This is a genomic window from Streptosporangium sp. NPDC048047 (assembly GCF_040653115.1).
Taxonomy (GTDB): Bacteria; Actinomycetota; Actinomycetes; order Streptosporangiales; family Streptosporangiaceae; genus Streptosporangium.
Window position 1 is genome coordinate 1 of sequence record NZ_JBEZNH010000073.1, and the last position, 22,297, is coordinate 22,297.

The 22,297-nt window shown below is 70.9% G+C and carries 21 protein-coding genes and 1 riboswitch; of the genes, 11 read left to right on the forward strand and 10 right to left on the reverse strand.

Annotated features, from left to right (window positions below; all coding sequences use genetic code 11):
• Positions 1–120: 120 nt before the first annotated feature.
• Complete coding sequence (locus AB0D67_RS35220) at positions 121–684, reverse strand: C40 family peptidase (RefSeq protein ID WP_362945594.1); 564 nt, start codon at positions 682–684, stop codon at positions 121–123.
• An 82-nt stretch (positions 685–766) separates the two neighbouring features.
• Positions 767–925, reverse strand: a riboswitch (cyclic di-AMP (ydaO/yuaA leader).
• Positions 926–1,453: 528 nt separating this feature from the next.
• Here AB0D67_RS35220 and AB0D67_RS35225 point away from each other — a divergent pair.
• The 3 genes from AB0D67_RS35225 to AB0D67_RS35235 all read left to right on the forward strand — a co-directional run bounded on the left by AB0D67_RS35225 (position 1,454) and on the right by AB0D67_RS35235 (position 4,052).
• Complete coding sequence (locus AB0D67_RS35225; RefSeq protein ID WP_362945596.1) at positions 1,454–2,158, forward strand: VanZ family protein; 705 nt, start codon at positions 1,454–1,456, stop codon at positions 2,156–2,158.
• An 80-nt stretch (positions 2,159–2,238) separates the two neighbouring features.
• Positions 2,239–2,943: a response regulator transcription factor gene (locus AB0D67_RS35230; RefSeq protein WP_362945598.1), complete on the forward strand. Its 705-nt coding sequence runs from the start codon at positions 2,239–2,241 to the stop codon at positions 2,941–2,943.
• Positions 2,940–4,052: a HAMP domain-containing sensor histidine kinase gene (locus AB0D67_RS35235; RefSeq protein WP_362945600.1), complete on the forward strand. Its 1,113-nt coding sequence runs from the start codon at positions 2,940–2,942 to the stop codon at positions 4,050–4,052. The genes AB0D67_RS35230 and AB0D67_RS35235 overlap by 4 nt, the downstream gene beginning before the upstream one ends.
• Before the next feature lie 34 nt (positions 4,053–4,086).
• Here the strand turns inward: AB0D67_RS35235 and AB0D67_RS35240 are convergent, their stop codons facing one another.
• Both AB0D67_RS35240 and AB0D67_RS35245 read right to left on the reverse strand, forming a co-directional pair.
• The gene (locus AB0D67_RS35240) at positions 4,087–5,028 is read right to left on the reverse strand and encodes an NlpC/P60 family protein (RefSeq protein ID WP_362945602.1); all 942 of its coding nucleotides are present in this window, start codon (positions 5,026–5,028) and stop codon (positions 4,087–4,089) included.
• A gap of 181 nt (positions 5,029–5,209) precedes the next feature.
• A complete protein-coding gene (locus tag AB0D67_RS35245) occupies positions 5,210–6,532 on the reverse strand; it encodes an NYN domain-containing protein (RefSeq protein ID WP_362945604.1) in 1,323 nt (440 codons plus the stop codon).
• Between the two features lie 284 nt (positions 6,533–6,816).
• On the opposite strand from AB0D67_RS35245, the gene AB0D67_RS35250 reads away from it, so the two are divergent.
• Both AB0D67_RS35250 and AB0D67_RS35255 read left to right on the forward strand, forming a co-directional pair.
• Positions 6,817–8,541, forward strand: coding sequence for a DEDD exonuclease domain-containing protein (locus AB0D67_RS35250; RefSeq protein WP_362945606.1), 1,725 nt, complete (start codon positions 6,817–6,819; stop codon positions 8,539–8,541).
• Between the two features lie 63 nt (positions 8,542–8,604).
• On the forward strand, positions 8,605–8,892 hold the full coding sequence (locus AB0D67_RS35255; protein WP_362945608.1) for an Lrp/AsnC ligand binding domain-containing protein: 288 nt from the start codon (positions 8,605–8,607) through the stop codon (positions 8,890–8,892).
• A 145-nt stretch (positions 8,893–9,037) separates the two neighbouring features.
• Here AB0D67_RS35255 and trpD read toward each other — a convergent pair whose 3' ends face one another.
• Both trpD and AB0D67_RS35265 read right to left on the reverse strand, forming a co-directional pair.
• On the reverse strand, positions 9,038–10,084 hold the full coding sequence (gene trpD / locus AB0D67_RS35260) for an anthranilate phosphoribosyltransferase (RefSeq protein ID WP_362945610.1): 1,047 nt from the start codon (positions 10,082–10,084) through the stop codon (positions 9,038–9,040).
• A gap of 38 nt (positions 10,085–10,122) precedes the next feature.
• Positions 10,123–10,521 carry a hypothetical protein gene (locus AB0D67_RS35265; protein ID WP_362945663.1) on the reverse strand — a complete coding sequence of 133 codons (399 nt, stop codon included), beginning with the start codon at positions 10,519–10,521 and terminating at the stop codon, positions 10,123–10,125.
• Positions 10,522–10,718: 197 nt separating this feature from the next.
• Between AB0D67_RS35265 and AB0D67_RS35270 the strand changes: the two genes are divergently transcribed.
• From AB0D67_RS35270 to AB0D67_RS35285, 4 genes are read left to right on the forward strand one after another with little or no spacing between them, the layout of a single operon-like run.
• Positions 10,719–11,336: a heme-copper oxidase subunit III gene (locus AB0D67_RS35270; RefSeq protein WP_362945612.1), complete on the forward strand. Its 618-nt coding sequence runs from the start codon at positions 10,719–10,721 to the stop codon at positions 11,334–11,336.
• 16 nt (positions 11,337–11,352) lie between these two features.
• A complete protein-coding gene (locus tag AB0D67_RS35275) occupies positions 11,353–12,162 on the forward strand; it encodes a c-type cytochrome (protein ID WP_362945614.1) in 810 nt (269 codons plus the stop codon).
• Complete coding sequence (locus AB0D67_RS35280; protein WP_362945616.1) at positions 12,159–13,265, forward strand: Rieske 2Fe-2S domain-containing protein; 1,107 nt, start codon at positions 12,159–12,161, stop codon at positions 13,263–13,265. Before AB0D67_RS35275 ends, AB0D67_RS35280 begins: the two co-directional genes overlap by 4 nt.
• Positions 13,262–14,908, forward strand: a complete 1,647-nt coding sequence (locus AB0D67_RS35285; RefSeq protein WP_362945618.1) for a ubiquinol-cytochrome c reductase cytochrome b subunit — start codon at positions 13,262–13,264, stop codon at positions 14,906–14,908. Before AB0D67_RS35280 ends, AB0D67_RS35285 begins: the two co-directional genes overlap by 4 nt.
• A gap of 167 nt (positions 14,909–15,075) precedes the next feature.
• Here AB0D67_RS35285 and AB0D67_RS35290 read toward each other — a convergent pair whose 3' ends face one another.
• From AB0D67_RS35290 to coxB, 4 genes are all read right to left on the reverse strand, one after another.
• Entirely contained in the window at positions 15,076–16,254 is a 1,179-nt protein-coding gene (locus tag AB0D67_RS35290; RefSeq protein WP_362945620.1) for an Ig-like domain-containing protein, read from the reverse strand.
• Between the two features lie 233 nt (positions 16,255–16,487).
• Positions 16,488–16,883, reverse strand: coding sequence for a cytochrome c oxidase subunit 4 (locus tag AB0D67_RS35295; RefSeq protein ID WP_189244589.1), 396 nt, complete (start codon positions 16,881–16,883; stop codon positions 16,488–16,490).
• Positions 16,880–18,541, reverse strand: coding sequence for a cytochrome c oxidase subunit I (gene ctaD / locus AB0D67_RS35300; RefSeq protein WP_362945623.1), 1,662 nt, complete (start codon positions 18,539–18,541; stop codon positions 16,880–16,882). Before ctaD ends, AB0D67_RS35295 begins: the two co-directional genes overlap by 4 nt.
• Entirely contained in the window at positions 18,538–19,209 is a 672-nt protein-coding gene (coxB, locus tag AB0D67_RS35305; protein WP_362945625.1) for a cytochrome c oxidase subunit II, read from the reverse strand. Before coxB ends, ctaD begins: the two co-directional genes overlap by 4 nt.
• A gap of 292 nt (positions 19,210–19,501) precedes the next feature.
• On the opposite strand from coxB, the gene AB0D67_RS35310 reads away from it, so the two are divergent.
• Positions 19,502–20,638, forward strand: coding sequence for an aminotransferase class V-fold PLP-dependent enzyme (locus AB0D67_RS35310; RefSeq protein ID WP_362945627.1), 1,137 nt, complete (start codon positions 19,502–19,504; stop codon positions 20,636–20,638).
• Between the two features lie 29 nt (positions 20,639–20,667).
• Positions 20,668–20,937 (forward strand): sulfurtransferase TusA family protein, encoded by a 270-nt coding sequence (locus AB0D67_RS35315; RefSeq protein ID WP_362945629.1) that lies wholly within the window; start codon positions 20,668–20,670, stop codon positions 20,935–20,937.
• A 279-nt stretch (positions 20,938–21,216) separates the two neighbouring features.
• On the opposite strand, the gene AB0D67_RS35320 is transcribed toward AB0D67_RS35315, so the two are convergent.
• Positions 21,217–22,203, reverse strand: a complete 987-nt coding sequence (locus tag AB0D67_RS35320; protein WP_362945631.1) for a carbohydrate kinase family protein — start codon at positions 22,201–22,203, stop codon at positions 21,217–21,219.
• Positions 22,204–22,297 lie beyond the last annotated feature (94 nt).

The following is a 22,297-nucleotide window of genomic DNA, read 5'->3' on the forward strand; positions in this document are numbered from 1 at the left end:
ATCACAGATGTGATCATGGGGCCGCTGCTTTTTGATCTACTTCGCCAACAGTGTCTCCCTTCGAAGGGACGGGCGGGGCCGTCTTCCCGGTCGCCCCAGGGGGGCGGCGGCCGGGATCCGTCAGGCTCCGGGACGGACCGCCCCGGAGAAGGAGGACCGGTAGTACCCCTTCAGGGGGACGACCCTGACGGTCTTGCCGCTGCTCGGCGAGTGGACCATCTTCCCCTTGCCGACGTACATGCCCACGTGGCCCTTGCCGTAGAAGAACAGCAGGTCACCGGGGCGCAGGCTGCTCCACGAGACCTTCTTCCGCACGGCTCGGTACTGGCTGTTCGTGACCCTGGGGAGGGAGACGCCGGCCTTGCGCCACGCGTACCGGACGAGACCGGAGCAGTCGAACGCGCCGGGACCGGAGGCTCCCCACCGGTACGGATCACCGATCTGCTTCTTGGCCGCCGAGACGGCCTTGGACGCCTTCACCTTCTGCAGTGCGGTCCTGCTCAGCGTGGTCTTCTTCGCCTTCGCCGTCTTCTTGGCGCTGGAGTGCGCCGTGGAGGCGGCGGAGGCGGCGACCGGCCTCTCAACCTGAGAGGCGGTGCTCCTGACCTGGAGAACGGGACCGGTTCCCGTGTCGGCCAGCGCCGCCGGGGAGCCCATCGTGACCGCTCCGGCCGAGGCCGTCACGGTGAGGGCGAAACCACTGGCGCAAACGCGGAAAAAGCGCGACGAACGGGGGTTACGCGGGGTGGTAGACAGGATTTCTCCTTGGGACTTCCGCTGACGCCTACCGGGTTAGCTGACGGGTTCGGGCCGGGAAGAAGCCCTACGGCGCGCCGGGCGCGCCGATTCACCCCTGGCCACGTGTCGGGCCGATGGGTCCCCGGTTCCGTGCCTCCTGGCTGCACGGATTCGGCAGGCCGTCGCAGTTGGGAGCGTTCCTCGCAGGGTGCGACGGCCGAATGGATCTTTATGGAGATTTGTCAGGCGCCGGCATGACGGGCCGGGCCCGGCGCGGCGGCATGGCTTGCTCGCCGCGACGCCAGAAGTTACCCCCGTTTCTCAGGAGATGGCAAAGGAATCACAAAAGATACATAGATCGAAAACGCCTCGGGCGATCGACGGGCCACTGTTCAGGGACCGATTTCACCGGGCGAATATGACGCTTGTCACACTTCCGTGATCAGTCCGAAAAATCATGAATTTTGTGACGCGAATCACGCGATGGTAACGATCATCGACGGAGTGCGCGACCGGCCGTGCCGCCGCCCCGTCGTCCCGGCCCGCGTCGGGAGCCGGCCGGGGACGGCTGGGGACGGCTGGGGACGACCGGGGACGACCGGGGACGGCTGGGGACGGCTGGGGACGACCGGGGACGATCGGGGGCTCCGTGTATCGCCGGCGTATCGAAAATCGCATACGCCCCCGCAACGGCCCTCCTCCTTCAATGGGAGGCATGAACCGGAGTGCATCCCTGTCAGCACCGCCCCGCCGTACGCGCGGAATCGTGCTCGCCTGCCTGGCGGTCCTCGGCCTGGCGGGCGTGGCGTTCGTCCTGCGGCGGCCGCTCCTGATGGCCGCCCCGAGCTGCGCGGCCGGCCGGTGGCACGGCTGCCTCGACACGGAGAACGGCGTGCTGCTCATGACGCTGGTCGCGGTGCCGCCGTCCGCCCTGGTGGCGTGGGCTCTGGCGCGCGTCCGGCGTGCCGCCGGCGCCGCATCGGCGTGGCGGACGTCGCTGGCCGAGGTGGGCATGGTCCACGGGACGGTGCCGTTCGTATGGATCACCATGATGCCCGGCCCGGAGGCCGGCGTCGCCCCCGGCCGGGTGAGTCTGCTCCCGCTGCAGGATCTGCCCACCATGGGGCCGCTCGGCATCGGCGGCAACCTGCTGATCTTCGCGGCGCTGGGGTTCTTCGCCCCGATGCGGTTCGCGGCGCCGGCGTCCGTGCCGCGGATCCTCGCGCTCGGGGCGGGCTGCTCGATCATGGTCGAGACCGCGCAGTACGTCCTGCGGCTGGACCGGGTGTCCTCGGTGGACGACGTCCTGCTCAACGCCGCCGGCGCCGCGCTGGCCGCCCTGGCGTCGCACCGCTGGTGGCGCACCGCGGCGGAGGCCCCGCCGGACCGGTCCCGCCCCGAACCGGCGCCGGTGGGCTGAGCCGCGTGCCCGCCGCGCACAGGTCCTCGCACAGGTCTTCGCATACCCCGGCGATATGCCGGGCCGCCTAGGCTTCCGGCATGCGCGTACTGATCGTGGAGGACGAGCCGTACCTGGCCGAGGCCGTCCGTGACGGTCTGCGGCTGGAGGCGATCGCCGCCGACATCGCCGGCGACGGCGACTCCGCCCTGGAGCTGCTCAGCGTCAACTCCTACGACCTCGCGGTCCTCGACCGCGACATCCCCGGCCCCTCCGGTGACGAGATCGCCCGGCGCATCGTCGCCTCCGGCAGCGGCATCCCGATCCTCATGCTCACCGCCGCCGACCGGATCGACGACAAGGCCTCCGGGTTCGAGCTCGGCGCCGACGACTACCTCACCAAGCCGTTCGACCTCCGGGAGCTCGTGATGCGCCTCCGGGCGCTCGACCGCAGACGCGCCCACGCCCGGCCCCCGGTCAGGGAGATCGCGGGCCTGCGGGTGGATCCCTTCCGCCGGGAGGTCTTCCGGGACGGACGCTACGTCGCGCTCACCCGCAAGCAGTTCGCCGTGCTCGAGGTCCTCGTGGCCGCCGAGGGCGGGGTCGTCAGCGCCGAGGAGCTGCTGGAGCGTGCCTGGGACGGGAACGCCGACCCCTTCACCAACGCCGTCCGCATCACCGTCTCCGCGCTGCGCAAACGGCTCGGTGAGCCGTGGCTCATCGCCACGGTGCCCGGCGTCGGCTACCGGATCGACACCGGCGGCGACGCGGGCGGCGATCCCGCCCGCCCCGGCGGCGCCCGTTGAACAGGCGTCCGGGACCCAGCGTCCGGCTGAGGCTCACCATCAGCTACGCCGGGTTCCTCATGCTCGCCGGCGCCCTCCTGCTGGCCGTGGTGTGGGTGTTCCTGCTGCGCTACGTGCCCGACGGCGCCCTCGGGACGGGGCCGGAGACGGCCCGGCCCGGGGCGCCGGCCCTGCGGTTCATCCCCAACCGCACCGACCTCCAGCGCGCCTTCGTCCCCCGCGCGGCGCAGGCGCTGGCCTTCCTGCTGGCGTTCGGCCTGCTGGGCGGATGGATCCTCGCCGGCCGGATGCTCGCGCCGCTCAGGCAGATCACGGACGCGGCCCGGATGACCGGGAACGGGTCGCTGTCCCACCGGATCCTCCTGGAGGGCCGCCAGGACGAGTTCCGTGAGCTCTCCGACGCGTTCGACTCGATGCTCGAACAGCTGGAGTCCCACTTCGCCGAGCAGCAGAGGTTCGCCGCGAACGTCTCCCACGAGTTGCGCACCCCGCTGGCGATCTCACGGACGCTCCTCGACGTCGCCCGCAGGGACCCCGCGCGGGACCGGGACGAGCTCATCGAGCGCCTGCACACCGTCAACCAGCGGGCGATCGACCTCATCGAGGCCCTCCTGCTGCTCAGCCGGGGCGACCGCGGGAACTTCACCCGCGAGAGCGTCGACCTCTCCCTCCTCGCCGAGGAGGCCGCCGAGACGCTGCTCCCCCTCGCCGAGCAGCGCCGGATCACCCTGGACGTCACCGGCGGGGCGGCCAGGACCGGCGGCTCCGCCGAGCTTCTGCTGCGGATGGTGACGAACCTCGTCCAGAACGCCGTCGTCCACAACCTCCCCGCCGGCGGCACCGTGACGGTCCGCACCGAGGCGCACGACGGCACGAGCGTGCTGCGGGTCGAGAACACGGGCCGCAGGCTCCCGCCGGAACTGGTGCCGGCCCTCACCGAGCCCTTCCGGCGCGGAACGGAACGCGTGCGCACCGGCGAACACGCCGGCGTCGGGCTCGGCCTGGCCATCGTGCACAGCATCGTCCGCGCCCACGACGGGACGCTCGTCCTCGCCCCCCGCCCCGACGGCGGCCTCCTCGCCACGGTACGGCTCCCCGGCGCGCCGTAGGAGGTCCCGCCGACCCCTCGGGGTCCCGGGCGCCTCAGGGGCGGACGGCGCCGACCAGGGCGCTGCGGAGGGGAGCGATCTTGACGACGTCACCGGTCTGCGGGGCGTGCACCATCTTCCCTCCGCCGACGTAGATGCCGACGTGGCCCAGGCCCGAGCTGAAGACGAGGTCGCCGGGCTGGAGCGAGCTGACCGGCACCCGGCGGCTGGCGCCCCAGCTCCACTGCTCCCAGGTGGTGCGGGGCAGGCTGACGCCCCCGCTCCGCCAGGACGCCTGGACCAGCCCGGAGCAGTCCCAGCTTCCCGGACCCGTCGCGCCGTACCGGTACGGCTTGCCGATCTGGGCGTAGGCGAAGGCGAGGGCGGCGCGGGCGTTGCCGGAGGCCGGGCCGTTGTACTTGATCCCGGTTCCGTTGGGATTGCCCCGCTGGTAGGTGCCCAGCCGGTCCAGGAGCCTGGTCTGCGCCTTGACCAGCTTCTCGACCTTGGCCTTCTCGCCGGCCAGCTCGTCACGCGTCTTGTCGGCCTCGGAGAGGGCGGTCTTGGCCCGGTCCCGGTTGTCGCGCAGCGTCTTGGTGGCCTCGTCGAAGGCGTTGAGGTAGCGGGCGCGGGAGGCGGCCATCTGGTTGGCCGCGGCCATGCTGCTCAGCAGGGACCCGGGGTCGCTCTGGTTGATCAGACCCTCCCAGCCGGTCACGGAGCCGTACTGGTAGGAGCTGACCGCCATCGTGACGAGCTCCTCGCGCAGGCCGGCGACCTTGGCCGTCTGCTTGGAGAGGTCGCCGTTCAGCGACTCGTACTTCTTGCGGGCCTTCTTCCACTTCTCGCCCGCCTGGTTGTACCTCTCGACGATCTTGTCAGCCTCGTCGTTGAGCTTCGCCAGCTTCCGCTTGGCCTGGGCGAGCGTGGGTTGCGGATCGGCGGTCGCACCGCCCACCGGCACCAGGAGCAGCGCGAGGGCGAGCCCCGCGGCCACCGGTACACGTCCAACCCAAACCGGCATACCCGCCACGGCCACAGTGCCGCCTCCCCAGTGCGAAGACCTGGGGCGAAATAGTACAGAACAGGTAAGGGCTGGCTCACCTTTTCGGGGGTTTTGCTTGATTTCGAAGTGATCTCTCCCGATGGCCCGGCGTGTCCCGGCCGGGACACGGGCCTCAAGTACGCCCGAGACGCCGCAGCAGCAGCACCGAGGGCACCGGCCGGGCGCCCATCCGGCGGACCGACTCGGCCACCTCCCGGTCGGAGGAGACCACCGCGACCGCGCGGCCGACCGGCTCGGCGCGGACGAGCTGGCGGATGAGGTCGTCGGCGATCTGCCCCGGCGAGCTGAACATCACCCGCACCCCCCGCGGGGCCGACACCGGCACCGGGCCGTTCAGCTCGGCGCCGTCGAAGACGCAGGTCAGCTCGACCCGGGTCTGCGCGTACAGCCCGCCGAGGCCGGTGAGCAGCCGGGCCCGCTGGTCGGCCAGGGTGAGCGTGCCGTACCCGGTCTTGGTGACGTTGTAGCCGTCCACGATCACGTGGATCTGCGGCAGCGCGAGCAGCTGGTCGAACAGGGCCGGGTCGTCGTCGGCGAGCGCCCGCGCGGGCACCGCCTGGGCCCCCTGCCCGCCGGGCGCCACAGAGAGCACCGAGTCGGCGGGCCGGTGGATGCCGGAGGGCAGGGCGAGCTCCCGGCGCAGCCCCGCGGCGGCGTCCTGGAGGGCGTCGAGCAGCATGCGGACCTTGGCGTCCTCCAGGCTGCGGCCCTCGCGGGCGGCCCGGCGGGTGGTCTCCAGCTGCCGCTCGGCGTCGGCGAGGCGCTCGCGCAGGCGGCGCAGCTCGCTCTCCCCCGCGCTGCCCGCCGACGCGGCGGCGGCCATGGCCTCGCGGGCCTCCTCCTCCGCCCCGGCGGCCCGCGCCTCGGCGGCCCGGGCGCGCTCGCGGGCGTCGTGCAGCCGGCGCCGCAGGTCGGAGATCTCCGAGCGGGCGCCCTTGAGCTGCTCGCGCAGCCGTTCGCCCTCCTCCTTGGCGGCGGTCTTCTGGGCGGCGAGCTGCTCGCGCAGCCGGGTGACGGTCTGCTCCATCGCCGACCCCTCGGCCGCGGCGGCAGACCGCTCCAGGTCGTCGCGGGCGGCCTCGACCATGTCCGCCCAGCCGGGCGGGCGCGTGAGGTAGGCCGCGGCTGCCACCAGGGACGGCTCGGCCGCCGGCGGCGCCACGCCCTCGGCGAGGCTCGCCACCAGGTCCGGCCACTCGGCCGCCAGCGCCTCGGCGACCACCTCGCGGAACTCCTTGTCGTTCTCCAGCTGGGCGGCGATCGGCGCGCTGCCCAGCCTGGCCCGCTTGCGCGGGTCGAACTTCGCGATCCCCCTGAGCGGGGAGGGCACGGCGGCGGCGGGCATCGCCCCCAGGATCTGCGCCGCCAGCTCCACGACGTGTGAGCGGACCTGCTCGGGCAGCGGACGAGACAGGCCCTCTCCGGCTGAACTCATCACGGCCCCTACTCGGATCGGTCTTGACGTCAAGGGTACGGCCAGCCCGCGACGGCACCGACCTGAGCGGAGATCACCGCGTACGGCCGTCCCCGGCGGCACCGGCCCAAGCGAAGATCACCGCGTGAGATCGGCCCCCGGCGGCACCGGCCCGAGCGGAGATCACCGCGTGAGATCGGCCCTCGGCGGCACCGGCCCGAGCGGAGATCGACGGCTCCGGCCCGCCGGGCGGACACCGGGGGCCGGGCGGCGAATGTCGGTGGGGGCTTCTATGGTCTTGAACCGTGGAGTACGCCGTACAGGGAACGCTGGACGAGCTGGGCACCCCCATCGACCAGATCACGTTCGTCGTGTTCGACCTGGAGACCACCGGTGTCTCCGCGGCCGAGCACGCGATCACCGAGATCGGCGCGGTCAAGGTCAGGGGCGGCGAGGTCCTGGGTGAGTTCGCCACGCTGGTCGATCCCGGGTCCCCCATCCCCCCGTTCATCTCCGTGCTGACCGGCATCACCGACGGCATGGTCGTGGCCGCCCCGAGGATCGGGGCGGTGCTGCCGTCCTTCCTGGAGTTCGCCCGGGGCGCGACGCTGGTGGCGCACAACGCCGGGTTCGACGTGGGCTTCGTCAAGGCGGCCTGCGCCGCCCACGGCCATCCCCCGCCCGACCACCCGGTGGTCGACACCGTGGTGCTGGCCCGCCGGCTGCTGACCCGTGACGAGGCCCCCAACTGCAAGCTGGCCACGCTGGCCCGGCTCTTCAGCGGCACCGAGCCCCGCCATCGCGCCCTGGCCGACGCCCGCGCCACGGTGGACGTGCTGCACGCGCTGCTGGAGCGGGCGGGGTCCTTCGGCGTGCACACCCTGGAGGAGCTGCGCGGCTTCACCCGGGCGCCCACCCGCGAGCAGCGCCGCAAGCGCTATCTCGCCGACTCGGTGCCCGCCGCCCCGGGCGTGTACGTCTTCGAGGACCACCGCGGCGACCCCCTGTACGTCGGCAAGAGCGTCGACCTGCGCACCCGCGTGCGCAGTTACTTCACCGCGAGCGAGACCCGCCCGCGGATCCGCGAGATGGTCGGGCTGGCCGAGCGGGTCAGGCCCATCGTCTGCGCGACCCCGCTGGAGGCCGAGGTCCGGGAGCTGCGGCTGATCGGCTCGGCCAAGCCGCGCTACAACCGCCGGTCGCGCTTCCCCGAGCGGGCGGTCTGGCTGAAGCTGACCGCCGAGCGGTTCCCCCGCCTGTCGATCGTCCGCGAGGTCAAGGACGACGGCGCCGCCTACCTCGGCCCGTTCGGCGGCTCCCGCGCCGCCGAGGACGCCCGCGCCGCCCTGCACGAGACGGTCCCGCTGCGGCAGTGCACCGAGCGGATCACCCCCCGCTCCCGGCGCCCGGCCTGCGCCCTGTTCGGCATCGGCCGGTGCGGCGCGCCCTGCGAGGGCCGGCAGAGCCCCGAGGAGTACGGCGAGCTCGCCGCGGCCGCGCGCCGGGCGATGGAGCTGGACGCCTCGGCGGTCTTCGCCGCGATGGAGGCGCGGATGACGCGCCTGTCGCTCGACCAGCGCTACGAGGAGGCCGCGGCCGACCGCGACCGGCTGGCCGCCTACATCCGGGTCGCCGCACGCATGCAGCGGCTGCGGGCGCTGACCTCCCTCCCCCATCTCGTCGCCGCCTCCCCCGCCGCGGACGGCGCCTGGGAGGTCCACGTCGTACGGCACGGCCGGCTTGTCTCGGCCGGGGTCATGGCCCGCGGCGTCCACCCCGTGCCCTTCGTGGAGGCGCTGGTGGCCACGGCCGAGACCGTCGTGCCGGGGCCCGGCCCGCTGCCCGCCGCCCTGGCCGAGGAGACCGAGTGCGTGCTGCGCTGGCTGGAGGGCCCCGGAGTGCGGCTGGTGCAGGTGGAGGGCACCTGGAGCCTGCCGGTGCACGGGGCCGGGCGGCTGCGGGCCCGCATCGACCACGCCTACCGCGGGATGGACTCCCACCGGCCGCGTGAGGGCCGCCCGGAGCGCTGATAGCTTCTGAGACTGCAAGCAGCTTTGCGAGACTGCAAGCCGCACTCAACGAGGAGGAAGCCCGTGGTCACCGCGATCGTGCACATCACCGCCGAGGTGGACCGGATCCCCGAGGTCGCCCAGACGATCGCCGAGCTCGACGGGGTGAGCGAGGTGTACTCCATAACCGGCGAGTACGACCTGATGGCGATGGTGCGGGTCCCTGCCTACGAGCAGATCGCCGAGGTCATCCCGGGCAGGATCAACAAGGTGCCCGGGGTGCTGCACACCGAGACCCACGTCGCCTTCCGCACCTACTCCCGGCACGACCTCGACGCCGCCTTCTCGATCGGCCTCGGCGAGTCCGACTGACGTCTCCCCGGCCGGCCCGCGCGACGGACGGGGCCGGCCCGGCCGGGTCCCACGGGCAGACTCCCGGCCCGGATCCTTCAGGCCCGGATCCTCAGGGTCCGGGCCCTCCTGCCCCGTTCCCGGCTTCCGGCCCGGGTTCCGGGGCTCAGGCCCGCTTCAGCGACCGGCTGGCGGCGATCCAGCGGTCGAGGAGCGCGGCGGCGGCGCCGGAGTCGACGGCCTCCACCGCGCGGGCGTAGGCGGCCGTCATCGCGGCGTTCAGGTCGTCCTCCGGGCCGTCGTGGGCGACCAGCGCGGCGGCGGCGTTGAGCAGCACCGCGTCGCGGACCGGCCCGGTCCTGCCGCCGACCAGGTCGCGGACGGCCTGAGCGTTGAAGACCACGTCGCCGCCGCGCAGCGCGTCCGGGGCCGACCTGGGGATGTCCAGCACGGCCGGGTCGAAGACGGTCTGCGTGGCGGATCCCTCACGCACCACCCAGACCGTGGAGGTGGTGCCTGTGGTGAGCTCGTCCAGCCCGTCGTCGCCCCGGAAGACCAGCGCCGACACCCCGCGCTCGGCGAACACTCCGGCGATCACCGGGAGCATGCGCGGCTCGAAGATGCCGATCGCCTGGGCCTGGGGCCGGGCCGGGTTGGTCAGCGGGCCCAGGAAGTTGAACACCGTCGGGATGGCCAGCTCCTTGCGGGCCGGACCGGCGAAGCGCAGCGCCGGGTGGTAGAAGGCCGCGAAGCAGAACGCGATGCCCACCTCGGAGGCCAGCCGGGCGGTGGCGGCGGGCGGCAGGTCGAGCACGATCCCGAGGTGCTCCAGGACGTCGGCGGCGCCCACGGAGGAGGACGCCGAGCGGTTGCCGTGCTTGACGACCCGCGCGCCCGCGGCGGCGGCCACGATCGCGGCCATCGTGGAGACGTTGACGGTGTGGGCGCGGTCCCCGCCGGTGCCGACGACGTCGACGACGCGGCCCTCGACGGTCAGCGGCGTGGCGTGGTCCAGCATCGTGCGCGCCAGGCCGGTCACCTCCGCGACCGTCTCCCCCTTGGCCCGCAGCGCCACGGCGAAGCCGGCGACCTGCGCGGGCGTTGCCGTACCGGACATGATCTCGTTCATCGCCCAGGCGGTCTCGTCCGCCGTCAGGTGCTCACCGGCGATCAGGGCCGACAGCAGCGCGGGCCAGGTGGTGCGCGCGTCCATGGGGTCTCCGGGGTCTTCGGGGTCTTCGGCGGGCGGGGTCAGTGGGCGGTCAGGCGGCCGGACAGCCGGCTGCGCATCAGGCCGGCGACGGCGTCGGCGAGCGTCACCGGGTCGATGGGCTGCGGCACGACGGCGTCGGCCCGCGACCACTCCGCCAGCCAGCGGTCGTCCCTGCGGGCGATCAGCAGGCAGATCGGCGGGCAGTCGTGGACCTCGTCCTTGGCCTGGCGGGCCACCCCCATGCCGCCGGCCGGCTGGGCCTCCGCGTCGAGCACCGCCACGTCGATCTCGCCGGAGTCGAGGTGCTGGACGACCTTGGCGTGGGTGGCGCACTCCACGATCTCCACGAGGGGCACGTCGGCGGCCGGGCGCCTGCCGACGGCCTGCCGCACCTTCTCCCGGGTGGCGGCGTCGTCGCTGTAGACGAGGACCCTCATCTTGTCGTCGGTGCTCACGGTCTGCGCTCACTCATCCCTTGTCGATGTATGGTCACCTGGGATGCTACCGGTCACCCCGCCCGCGGACCCAGGGCGGAGGCACTGACGGACGGAAAACTCTGTTCGTCCTGTTTGAGGTGACATTCAGGGCGCCTATCGGGGGGCCGTGCGGCGACCCGACCAGGGGAGCCGCAATAATGCTGGGCGTGGCGACAGCATCCGCAATCTCAACGACGACGACAGCACACTCGTCCCGCAGGCCCGACCTGGTCAGCGTGGGGACGATCGTCTGGCTGTCCTCCGAGCTCATGTTCTTCGCGGCGCTGTTCGCGATGTACTTCACCATCCGGTCAGTGAGCATCGGCCGGGGCATGCCCTGGCCCGAGGCTCATCTGAACGTCCAGTTCTCGCTGGTCAACACGATCATCCTGGTCCTGTCGAGTGTGACCTGCCAGCTTGGCGTGTGGGCGGCCGAGAAGGGCCAGGTCGCCAAGCTGCGCTTCTGGTACATCGTCAGCTTCCTGATGGGCGCCGTGTTCGTCGGCGGCCAGCTGTACGAGTACAGCCAGCTGGTCCACGAGGGGCACACCCTGTCGCACTCCGCGTACGACTCGGTGTTCTTCCTGACCACGGGCTTCCACGGCCTTCACGTGACCGGTGGACTGATCGCGTTCCTGTTCATGCTGGGACGCACGTACGCCGCGAAGCGCTTCACCCGTGAGCAGGCGACCAGCGCCATCGTCGTGTCCTACTACTGGCACTTCGTCGACGTGGTCTGGATCGGCCTTTTCGTGACCATCTACGGCATTCACTAAGGAATCGGGGATCTCTGTGACTAGGATCACCGCTGGACGGCGGCATCCCCTCGCGAGATACGCCGTCCTGCTTCTGGCCCTCGGGCTGCTCGGAGGTCTCTACACCTTCGTGGCCTCGACGACGGGGCGCGCCGACGCCTCCATCGCGGCGGGCCGGGCCGACGACGTAGCCGAGGGCAAGAAGCTCTTCCAGCAGAGCTGCGCCAGCTGCCACGGCTTCAACGCCGAGGGCGGCGACCAGGCGCCGTCGCTGGTCGGCGTCGGCGCCGCGGCCGTCGACTTCCAGGTCAGCAGCGGGCGCATGCCGCTGGCCAAGCCCGAGGCCCAGGCGCCGCGCAAGCCGCCGCCGCCGTGGGTCAACGAGACGACCATCCGCCAGCTCTCGGCCTACATCCAGTCGCTGGGCGGCGGCCCCGCCGTCCCCGCGGCCGAGCAGGTCGACCCGGCCAAGGGCGACCCGGCCAAGGGCGGCGAGCTGTTCCGCGCGAACTGCATCCAGTGCCACAACTTCGTCGGTGCCGGAGGCGCCCTGACCCAGGGCAAGTACGCCCCGAACCTGACGGAGTCCACTCCGACGCAGATCTACGAGGCCATGATCACCGGCCCGCAGGCCATGCCGGTGTTCAACGACAGCATCATCACGCCCGAGCAGAAGCGGGACATGATCGCCTACATCACGGGCGTCCGCAGCCAGGTCGACCCGGGCGGCGCCGGTCTCGGCCGCATCGGCCCGGTCACCGAGGGTCTGACGGCCTGGATCGTCGGTCTCAGCCTGCTCGTCCTGGCCGCCATCTGGATCACCGCGAAGAAGCGACAGGCCAAATGACTGACAACAACCACGACATCGAACAGCCCGAGGGTCGCGTTCCCAAGCGCGTCATCGGCACTCCCTCGCCCGCCACGAGCGCGCCCGTGCTCGGCGTCGACGAGCGCCCCGGGGACCAGAGCGTCCCCGGGGTCGTCCCGCAGGCCGAGGCGACCGCGAGGAAGGGCGAGCGGATCGCCGCCCTCTGCTTCCTCCTGACCGCCCTCGCGGGCGTCGCCTTCATCGTCTCCTACGTGGTCTTCCAGGTCGGGGACATCGACTCGGCGCGCGCCTCCAACGTGGCCCTGGGCGGCTCGCTCGCCCTCGCGCTGCTGGCCATGGCCGCCGGCATGGTGGTCTGGGTCCGCCTGGTCATGCCGAAGTACAACATGGTCCAGGAACGCCACGAGATGGCCTCCGACGGCCCGACCCGCGAGTACGTCACCGAGACGTTCAAGCACGGCGTCGACGAGAGCGGCTTCGTCAAGCGCCCGATGCTGCGCCGTACGCTGCTGCTCGCCGCGGCCCCGCTGGGCCTCGCGCCGCTGGTCCTGCTGCGCGACCTCGGCCCCCGCTACAAGGACTTCCCCGCCAAGCTCCGGCACACCGTCTGGGGCGAGAAGACCAAGGACGGCAAGCCGCGCAGGCTCGTCGTCGAGGGCACCGGCGCGCCGATCCGCGCGGCGGACTTCAACTCCCCCGGCGGCATCCTCTCCGTGGTGCCCGAAGGGTACGAGCACGACCTGAACGCGCTGGCCAAGGCCACGCTGATCCTGCTCAAGTTCCGGCCGGAGGAGCTCAAGTCCGGCACGAACCTGAACTGGACGCACGACGGCATCGTGGCGTACTCGAAGATCTGCACGCACGTCGGCTGCCCCGCGGCCCTGTACGAGCAGACCACGCACCACATCCTCTGCCCGTGTCACCAGTCCACCTTCGACGCCGCCGACGGCGCCAAGGTGATCTTCGGCCCGGCGGCCCGGCCTCTGCCCCAGCTCCCCATCGACGTCGACGAGGAGGGCTTCCTCGTCGCCACGGCGGACTTCGCCGTCCCGCCCGGTCCCAGCTTCTGGGAGCGCGGGGACGCCGAGGCGAAGGTCCGTGAGAACGGAGGCCACGCGTGAGCACCACGACCGTCCCGAAGCCCATCGCGGGAACGAGCACGTTCCTCGACGACCGTCTGGGCGCCGGGAACTTCATGCGGCGCAACCTGAGGAAGATCTTCCCCGACCACTGGTCCTTCCTGCTGGGTGAGATCGCCCTCTACTCGTTCATCGTCCTGCTGCTGACCGGCACGTTCCTGACGTTCTTCTTCAAGCCCAGCATGGGCGAGGTCCCCTATGACGGCTCCTACGAGCCGCTCAAGGGCGTCATGATGTCCGAGGCGTACGCCTCGTCGCTGCACATCAGCTTCGACGTGCGCGGCGGCCTGCTGATGCGGCAGATGCACCACTGGGCGGCCCTGCTGTTCATCGGCGGCATGATGGTGCACGCGCTCCGTGTGTTCTTCACCGGTGCGTACCGCAAGCCGCGCGAGCTGAACTGGCTGATCGGCGTCGGCCTGCTGACGCTGGCCCTGCTGGAGGGCCTGACCGGCTACTCCCTCCCCGACGACCTGCTCTCCGGCGCCGGTCTGCGGATCACCGAGGGCGTGGCGATCTCGCTGCCGCTGGTCGGCACCTGGATCACGTTCTTCCTCTTCGGCGGCGAGTACCCCGGCGAGGACGTGATCTCCCGGTTCTACTCGCTGCACATCCTGCTCATCCCGGGCATCCTCCTGGCGCTCATCTCCGCCCACATGATCCTGATGTGGGTGCAGAAGCACACCCAGATGCCGGGCAAGGGCCGGACGAACGAGAACGTCGTCGGCGCGCCGTTCTACCCCGCCTTCATGGTCAAGGCCGGCGCCTACTTCATGTTCACCTTCGGCGTCATCGCGCTGCTGGGCGCCTTCGCCCAGATCAACCCGATCTGGCTGTTCGGCCCCTACACCCCGGCGGACATCTCGGCCGGCTCGCAGCCCGACTTCTACATGGGCTTCCTGGAGGGCTCGCTCCGCCTGATGCCCGCGTGGGAGATCAACGTCGCCGGGTTCACCCTGCCGATGAGCGTGCTGATCCCGGCGCTGGTCCCGATGGGGATCATCATGACGGGCCTGGCGCTGTACCCGTTCATCGAACAGTGGGTCACCGGCGACCGGCACGAGCACCACATCGCCGACCGGCCCCGCAACAACCCGCACCGCACCTCGATCGGCATGGCGGCGGTCACCTTCTACGGCGTCCTGTGGCTGCTGGGCGCCAACGACGAGCTGGCCGCGTTCTTCCACGTCTCGCTGAACGCGACCACCTACACCGGCCGGGTACTGATCTTCCTCGGCCCGGCGATCGCCTACTACGTCACCTACCGGATCTGCCTCGGCCTGCAGCGCGCCGACGCCGCGGTCATCGGGCACGGCGTGGAGTCGGGCGTCATCAAGCGCCTGCCCACCGGTGAGTACATCGAGGTCCACGTCCCGCCGAACCCGGTCATCGAGGCCCACGTGCGCGGCAAGGCCGCGGTCCCGGTGCTCCCGGGCGCGGACGGCGACGGCGGCGGCGAGCGCGACGGCGTGCCGCCCAGGCAGCTGCGCGGCCCGCTCGGCAGGCTCCGCGTCAAGATGAGCCGGGCCTACGGCGGCGAGAAGATCCCGCTGGAGGACGGTCACGGTCACGGCGACGAGCACGCCGCGATCGAGCCGGGCGAGGACAGGTCCCTCACCCACTGATCCACCGCTGATCCGCCACGGGGAAGGGCCCGGACACCGCCACGGTGTCCGGGCCCTTCCTCCGTCTCCACACGGCCCCTCAGGGCTTCGTACGGCCTCACCGGCCAATGACCCCTGAGCTGGGGCGACGACGTCCGTACGGCCCGCTCAGGGCCTTTCGGAGGCGGTCACAGCTCCTCGGTGACGAAGTGCTTGGTGCTGCTCCACTTCAGCCAGTCCTTCCAGCTCTCCTGCCACTGCCCCCAGCCGTTGGTGGGCTCCAGCGGGCGCGGCGAGCCGGTGATGATGATCGGGTCGCCGATCAGCGTGTTGTCGAGGAACCATTTGGCGTCCGCCGGGCTGACGTTGACGCAGCCGTGGCTGACGTTGGAGTTGCCCTGCGAGCCGACCGACCAGGGCGCGGCATGGACGTACTCGCCGCTGTTGGAGATCCGCACGGTGTCGTAGACGGTCATCTGGTAGTAGCCCGACTCGCCGGGACCGATCCCGGGCGAGGTCATGACCGTGACGTTCTCGCGCGACATGGCCAGGTGGATGCCGTTGGTCGTGTAGTACTTCCACGCGCCGCCCTGGCCGGCGCTCATCGGCATCACCCGCACCTTCCTCCCGTCGCGCCTGACGGTCAGGTAGTGGGTGTCGGTGCTGCCCCGGGTGATCTGCGAGCGGCCGACCTTGAAGTCCAGCGTGAGGTTCCGCTTGCCGTACAGGCCGTCGCCGCCGCGGACCCCGGCGAGGCGGGCCTCCAGCCTGACCTTGGTGTGGGCCGGCCAGAAGGTCTTCGGGCGGAAGTGCACGGTCTTGTCGTCGAACCAGTGCCAGGCGCCGGAGACCGGCTTGGAGGCTGTGACCAGCAGGTTCCGCTCGACCGAGACGCGGTCGGTGATCGGTTTGTCGAAGGTGAGCATGATCGGCATGCCGACGCCGACGGTCAGCCCGGTGTCGTCCCTGTTCGGCTGGACGCTCTCGATCGAGAAGGTCTCCCGGGCCTTGACCGTGGTGAAGGAGCTGGTGGTCTGGGTGAGCTTGCCGTCGGGGTTCACCGCGGTCACCGTGACCCGGTAGGAGGTCCCCGGCGGGATCGTGCCCCAGCTGTGCCAGCGGGTGCCGTCGGCGCTCATCGCGCCCGCCAGGGGGCCCTTGCGACCCGTGACGGTGACGTTCTTCAGGGTGCCGTCGCGGGCGGAGACCAGGACGGTCGCGTCGGTCGGCACGTTGAGGGCCCCGTTGAGAGGGCTCACGGCGACGGCGGCGTCGGCGCGCGGCGTGGCGCCCGGCGTGCCCGCCGTCCGGGTGGAGGTGGTGTCCGAGCAGGAGGAGGCCGCCAGCGCCAGGGCCAGCAGGCTCACCCCCCATATCGGACCACGGATCGCCTGCCGCACATGAACTCCCTGTCCCGGTACTGAACCACTAATTCAGTTATTACCCGGAGTAAGGGGATCACTACGGAGGACATCCGGCTTGTGCAGCTAACAAACGCCAAAAAGCGGACCACGGAAACTTTCCGTGGTCCGCTTTCGGATGTCCCGCGGGGCCCTCGCCGCGGCGGGGACCCCGTGAGGGCGGAGACCGGCGGGGCCGGTCAGTGGGAGAAGTGCCCCCGGTAGTACTCGAAGACGAAGCCGATCATGCTCATGATGACCGCGAAGACGCCGATCATGAACAGCCACCAGCCGATGACCAGGCCGACCGCGGTGAGCGCGACGGCCAGGCAGACGAACAGCGGCCACCAGCTGTGCGGGCTGAAGAAGCCCAGCTCCCCGGCGCCGTCGGCGATCTCGCCCTGCTTGTCGTCCTCGGGCTGGTCGCCGATGCGGCGGGCGGTGTACATCAGGTAGTAGCCGATCATGAAGGCGAAGCCGACCGAGATGGCCATCGCCGTCGTGCCGACCGGCTCCTTGGACCAGTACCAGTAGACGACGTCCACCGCGGCGAAGAAGACGCCGCAGAGGATGAACAACCAGCCCTGAACCTTCATCGGGCGTCCTCCAGCTCACGAGGCGCGGTCACGTGCGGGTACTTGAGGTCGAACGCCGGACGCTCGGAGCGGATGCGCGGCAGCGAGGTGAAGTTGTGCCGCGGCGGCGGGCAGGAGGTCGCCCACTCCAGGGAGTTGCCGTAACCCCACGGGTCGTCCACCGTGACCTTCGGCGCGTACTTGGCCGTCTTCCAGACGTTGTAGAGGAACGGCAGCGTGGAGGCGCCGAGGATGAAGGCTCCGACCGAGGAGATCATGTTCAGGTCGGTGAAGCCGTCGATCGGGCTGTAGTCGGCGTAGCGGCGCGGGAAGCCCTCGGCGCCCAGCCAGTGCTGCACCAGGAAGGTGGTGTGGAAGCCGATGAACAGCGTCCAGAAGTGCCACTTGCCCAGCCGGTCGTCCAGCATCTTGCCGGTGAACTTCGGCCACCAGAAGTAGAAGCCGGAGAACATCGCGAAGACCACGGTGCCGAAGACGACGTAGTGGAAGTGCGCCACCACGAAGTAGGAGTCCGAGACCTGGAAGTCCAGCGGCGGCGAGGCGAGGATGACGCCGGTCAGACCGCCGAAGAGGAAGGTGACCAGGAAGCCGACCGCGAACAGCATCGGCGACTCGAACGACAGGTGGCCCCGCCACATGGTGCCGATCCAGTTGAAGAACTTCACCCCGGTGGGGACCGCGATGAGGAACGTCATGAACGAGAAGAACGGCAGCAGCACCTGGCCGGTCGGGAACATGTGGTGCGCCCACACGGTGATCGACAGGCCGGCGATGACGATGGTCGCGCCGACCAGGCCGATGTAGCCGAACAGCGGCTTGCGGCTGAAGACCGGGATGACCTCGGTCACGATGCCGAAGAACGGCAGCGCGATGATGTACACCTCGGGATGGCCGAAGAACCAGAACAGGTGCTGCCACAGGATCGGCCCACCGGTCTCGGAGGCGAAGATCTGCGCGCCGAGCTTGCGGTCGGCCTCCAGGGCCAGCAGGGCGGCGGCGAGCACCGGGAAGGCCATCAGCACCAGGATCGAGGTGAGGAGGATGTTCCAGGTGAACAGCGGCATGCGGAACATGGTCATGCCGGGGGCGCGCATGGTGACGATCGTGGTGATGAAGTTCACCGCGCCGAGGATCGTGCCCAGACCGGAGATGGCCAGGCCGCAGATCCACAGGTCGCCGCCGACGCCGGGCGAGCTGATCGCGTTCGACAGCGGGGTGTAGGCGAACCAGCCGAAGTCGGCGGCGCCGCCAGGGGTGAGGAAGCCCGACAGGGCGATGAGGCTGCCGAAGGTGAACAGCCAGTAGCTCACCATGTTCAGCCGGGGGAAGGCCACGTCGGGCGCGCCGATCTGCAGCGGCATCAGCTCGTTGGCGAATCCGGCGAACAGCGGCGTGGCGAACATGAGCAGCATCACCGTGCCGTGCATGGTGAACAGCTGGTTGAACTGCTCGTTGGTGGTGACCTGCAGACCCGGCTGAGCCAGCTCCGCCCGCATGATCAGCGCCATCACGCCGCCGATCAGGAAGAACGCGAACGAAGTGATCAGATAGAGGTGCCCAATGATCTTGTGATCGGTGGAGGACAACCACTTCGCGATGACGGAGCCCTTGCGGTCCGGCACCGGGACGGAGGTGAGGGGTTCGTTAAGTGCGGTCACTGGGCACCCGCCTGACTAGCGACGTACTGGTCGAACTCGGCCTGGGGGACGAGCTTCACCGAGAAGAGCATGCGACTGTGGTCCACACCGCACAGCTCGGCGCAACGGCCGGCGTAGACGGCGGGCTTGTTCAGCGTGTCGACCTCGAACTTGTTGTCCACGCCCGGGATCACGTCACGCTTGAAGTGGAAGGCCGGCACCCAGAAGGAGTGGATGACGTCCGGCGAGTGCAGGTCGAACTCGACCTTCTTGTCCACCGGGAGCACCAGCTGGGGGCCCTTGGTGTAGTCGGCGACCGGCCGGCCGACGACCTCCACCTGCTTGCCGTTGTAGTCGGTGGTGAAGCGCCAGCTCCACTGGAACGCCTCGACCTTCACCTTCACGTCGGGCTTGCCGGACATCTGGTCGATGTAGGTCTCGTCCCGGGCGGTGAAGTAGAAGAACACGCCGACCATGATGATCGGGACCACCGTGTAGAGGATCTCGATCGGGAGGTTGTAGCGGACCTGGGGAGGCAGCTCCTCCTTCGAGTTCTTCCTCTTGCGGTGGAAGGCCGCGGACCACAGGATCAGGCCCCACACGACCACACCGGTGGCGAGAGCGGCGATCCAGGATCCGTTCCACAGACTCTGGACCGTTTCGGCCTGCTTGGTGATGCCGACGGGCATGCCGGCGCGCTTCCACTCATCGGCACTGCACGCCGTCACGGAAACCAGCAGCAGCGCCAGAGCGGCAGCGCGTGGCACCCGGCGGCGGGCCAACGGACGCCGTGCAGAACGGCGGGTCGGACTCACGGATCGCCTACCCCACAGATGAAGCCCAGAAGTCACTCCTGGGCGGTCGTTTGTTCGTATTAACAACTCGTAGTTCACAGCTTCACGCTGGGGGACACATTAGCGCGGACTCACCTCGCCCCCCCGCGCAGCCCCCGGTTCCACCGGGCGGTGCGACGATTGAGGAATGGCGTACTTCGACGCGGCCTCCACCGAACCGCTGCACCCCCAGGCGCGCGAGGCGCTGATCGCGGCGCTCGACGCCGGCTGGGCCGACCCGGCGCGGCTGTACGGCTCAGCCCGCCGCGCAAGGATGTTACTGGAACAGGCGCGCGCCGAGGTCGCCGAGGCGATCGGCGCCCGGCCCGACGAGGTCTCCTTCACCGCCTCCGGCACCCAGGCGGCGCATCTGGGCGTGCTCGGCGCGCTGTCCGGCCGCCGCAGGGCGGGCCGCCGCCTGGTGGTCTCCGCGGTGGAGCACTCCGCGGTGCTGCACGCCGCCGCGCTGCACGAGCGCGACGGCGGAACCGTCGAGACGGTCGGCGTGAACCGGGCGGGCGCGGTCGATCCGGCCGCCTTCGCCTCGGCCGTCGGCGCCGGGGACACCGCCCTGGCCTGCCTGCAGAGCGCCAACCACGAGGTGGGAACCTCACAACCGGTGGCCGAGGCCGCCGCGGCGTGCGCCGAGGCGGGCGTGCCGCTGCTGGTGGACGCCGCGCAGACCGTCGGCCGGATGCCGGTGCCGGCCGGCTGGTCGGTGCTGACCGCGAGCGCGCACAAGTGGGGCGGCCCGGCCGGGGTCGGGGTGCTGGCGGTCCGCAAGGGCGTCCGGTGGCGTTCCCCGCTGCCGGAGGACGACCGGGAGCGGCGGCGGGTCCCGGGTTTCGAGAACGTGCCGGCGATCATCGCCGCGGGCGTCGCGCTGCGGGCCGCCGCCGCCGACGCGGCCCGGGAGTCGGCCCGCCTCTCCGCGCTCGTGGACCGGATCAGGAGCGAGGTGCCGAGGATCGTGCCGGACGTCGAGGTCATCGGCGACCCCGTGGCCCGCGCCCCGCACATCGTCACCTTTTCGTGTCTTTACGTGGACGGCGAGGCACTGTTGACAGAGTTGGATAGGGCGGGGTTCGCCGTGTCGTCCGGCAGTTCGTGTACGGCGAGCACGCTTCGCCCGTCGCATGTCCTGGAGGCCATGGGGGTGCTGACACACGGGAACCTCCGGGTGTCGCTGCCCCGGGGGGCCTCCGCGGCGGACGTCGACCGCTTCCTCGCCGTCCTGCCGGACGTGGTGAAGAGGATCCGCGAGGAAGCGGGGATGCAGCCGTGACCGACCATTCTTCGGGGAGTGAAGTTGCCATGACGGCCGGCCAGACGACCACGGAGGGGGCCGGGCAGACCCCGGCGCTGACCATCGACGCGCTGGGCAAGAAGTGCCCGATTCCGATCATCATGCTCGCCCAGCAGATCAACGACGTCCCGCGTGAGGCGATCGTGTCGGTCCTCGCCGACGATCCCGCGGCGTTCACCGACATCCCGGCCTGGTGCCGGCTCAAGTCGCACCACCACGTGGCCAGCCACGAGCTTCCCACGGGCGGCTGGGCCATCCACGTGCGGCGCAACTACTGAGCCGCCCGGCCCGGCACGGGCCGTCCGCCGCCGTGCCGTACACCCGCCGGGCCGTACTGCACGCCGGGCCCCGTCCGCGGATCACCCCGCCCGCCACGGGGTGATCCGCGAGGCAGGCGCTAGGTGCTGTTTTGTGGATCTTTACGCCTACTGCGGTCGGTCAGGCGGCCCCTCGCCGCGTTGTCGTCGTCACCCATAGCTCCGCTATGGCCTCCTCCTCCGCCTTGCGAGGAACCACCTGACCGATCCTCGCCACGGCGAAGATCCACAAAACAGCACCTAGGGGTGGTGGCAGCGCACGTGGCTGGAGATCTCGTCGGCGGCCTCGGAGCCGTAGGCGGCGGCGAAGCGGTCGAGGAAGACCCGCTGGCCGAGGCGGTACTCCTGCCCGCCGACGTGCTCCAGGACGTGGGTGGCGGTGAGGTTGCCGAGCTGGCCGCAGCGCTCCAGGGACAGACCCCAGGCCAGGCCGGCCAGGAATCCGGCGCGGAAGCCGTCGCCGACGCCGGTGGGGTCGGCCTTGCCCAGCTCGGGAACGGCGGGGACGTGCAGGACCGGCTCGCCCCTGCGCTCGATCGCGACGCCCTTGGGGCCGAGCGTGGTGACGCGGACCTCGACGCGGTCGAGGACCTCGTCGGCGGACAGCCCGGTCTTCTGCTCGATCATGCCCTTCTCGTAGTCGTTGCTGAACAGGTAGGCGGCGCCGTCCAGCAGCGGGCGGATGTCGTCGCCGGACATGCGGGCGATCTGCTGGGAGAAGTCCGCGGCGAAGGGGATGCCGCGCCGGCGGGCCTCCTCGGTGTGCCGCAGCATCGCCTCGGGGTCGTTCGGGCCGACCAGGACGAGGTCGAGGCCGCCGAGCCGCTCGCCGATCGGGCCGAGCTCGATCAGCCGGGCCTCGGCCATCGCGCCGGTGTAGAACGAGGCGATCTGGTTGTGGTCGTCGTCGGTGGTGCACAGGAACCGGGCCGTGTGGTGCAGCTCGGAGGTGTGCACGGAGTCACAGTCGACGCCGTGCCGCTCCAGCCAGGACCGGTAGTCGGCGAAGTCGGCGCCGACCGCGCCGACGAGGACGGGCCGAAGGCCGAGGCACCCCATGCCGAAGGCGATGTTGGCCGCGCAGCCGCCACGGCGGATCTGCAGGTCGTCCACGAGGAACGACAGGGACACCCGGTCGAGCTGGCCGGCGATCAGCTGGTCGCTGAAACGCCCCGGGAAGGTCATCAGATGGTCGGTCGCGATGGAACCGGTGACGGCGATGCGCACGGGGTTCTTCTCCTCGTTGTCGGCATCAGGAAGATGGTCGTGGGGGCGGGCCGTACAGGCGTGCGGACACCCTGACATCGGGCATGCGGACACC

Excerpts from the sequence above, each read along its gene's own strand:
- AB0D67_RS35225 (WP_362945596.1), top strand. The coding sequence starts at position 1,454 with ATGAACCGGAGTGCATCCCTGTCAGCACCGCCCCGCCGTACGCGCGGA.
- AB0D67_RS35310 (WP_362945627.1), top strand. The coding sequence starts at position 19,502 with ATGGCGTACTTCGACGCGGCCTCCACCGAACCGCTGCACCCCCAGGCG.
- AB0D67_RS35270 (WP_362945612.1), top strand. The coding sequence starts at position 10,719 with ATGCTGGGCGTGGCGACAGCATCCGCAATCTCAACGACGACGACAGCA.
- AB0D67_RS35245 (WP_362945604.1), bottom strand. The coding sequence starts at position 6,532 with ATGAGTTCAGCCGGAGAGGGCCTGTCTCGTCCGCTGCCCGAGCAGGTC.
- AB0D67_RS35280 (WP_362945616.1), top strand. The coding sequence starts at position 12,159 with ATGACTGACAACAACCACGACATCGAACAGCCCGAGGGTCGCGTTCCC.
- AB0D67_RS35265 (WP_362945663.1), bottom strand. The coding sequence starts at position 10,521 with ATGAGGGTCCTCGTCTACAGCGACGACGCCGCCACCCGGGAGAAGGTG.
- trpD (WP_362945610.1), bottom strand. The coding sequence starts at position 10,084 with ATGGACGCGCGCACCACCTGGCCCGCGCTGCTGTCGGCCCTGATCGCC.
- AB0D67_RS35230 (WP_362945598.1), top strand. The coding sequence starts at position 2,239 with ATGCGCGTACTGATCGTGGAGGACGAGCCGTACCTGGCCGAGGCCGTC.
- AB0D67_RS35315 (WP_362945629.1), top strand. The coding sequence starts at position 20,668 with ATGACGGCCGGCCAGACGACCACGGAGGGGGCCGGGCAGACCCCGGCG.
- coxB (WP_362945625.1), bottom strand. The coding sequence starts at position 19,209 with ATGCCCGTCGGCATCACCAAGCAGGCCGAAACGGTCCAGAGTCTGTGG.
- AB0D67_RS35295 (WP_189244589.1), bottom strand. The coding sequence starts at position 16,883 with ATGAAGGTTCAGGGCTGGTTGTTCATCCTCTGCGGCGTCTTCTTCGCC.